The organism is Massilia frigida (assembly GCF_011682175.1).
In the GTDB taxonomy this organism is placed as follows: Bacteria; Pseudomonadota; Gammaproteobacteria; order Burkholderiales; family Burkholderiaceae_D; genus Telluria_A; species Telluria_A frigida.
Window position 1 is genome coordinate 1 of the sequence record NZ_WHJG01000157.1, and the last position, 686, is coordinate 686.

General features: G+C 61.7%; 1 protein-coding gene. It reads left to right on the plus strand.

Annotated elements, in window-relative coordinates:
- Positions 1–92: 92 nt before the first annotated feature.
- Positions 93–686 (plus strand): flagellin N-terminal helical domain-containing protein (locus tag F2P44_RS34475; protein WP_441295299.1); only part of this gene is annotated, 594 nt, incomplete at its 3' end.

Here is a 686-nt window from a genome sequence, read left to right on the forward strand (position 1 = left end):
AAGGACTGCGGTGTGATTGTCCCGGACCGAAGGGGCAGACCAAAGCGAAGGCACGTTGCCAACATGAATAGGTAGTATCAGCAAGGAGTAATATCATGAGCGTCATCAACACCAACACCGCGTCGCTGAATGCACAACGCAACCTGAGCACCTCGGCTTCCGCCCTGTCGACCTCGCTGCAGCGCCTGTCGTCCGGCTTGCGCATCAACAGCGCCAAAGACGATGCCGCCGGCCTGGCCATTTCGGAACGCTTCACCTCCCAGATCCGCGGCCTGGATCAAGCCAAGCGCAATGCCAACGATGGCGTGTCGATGTTGCAAACGGCTGAGGGTTCCCTGCAATCGACGGGCAACATCCTGCAGCGTGTGCGTGAACTGGCTGTGCAGTCCTCGAATGCGACCAACTCGGCCGGCGACCGCAAGGCCATCCAGGCTGAGGTTGGCCAACTGTTGTCGGAAGCCGACCGGATCGCCCAGACCTCGGAATTCAACGGCTTGAAACTGCTCGACGGCAGCTTCGGTACCGCCACCTTCCAGGTTGGCGCGAATGCCGGCCAGACCATCCAGGCCACCACCGCCAACTTCCGTACCAATAACTACGGCAACAACGAAGCCTCGACCGCAGCCCCGACCACCCTGGCCACCACCGGCACCGCTTACACCGCCGGCAGCTTCGCCCTGCAAGGC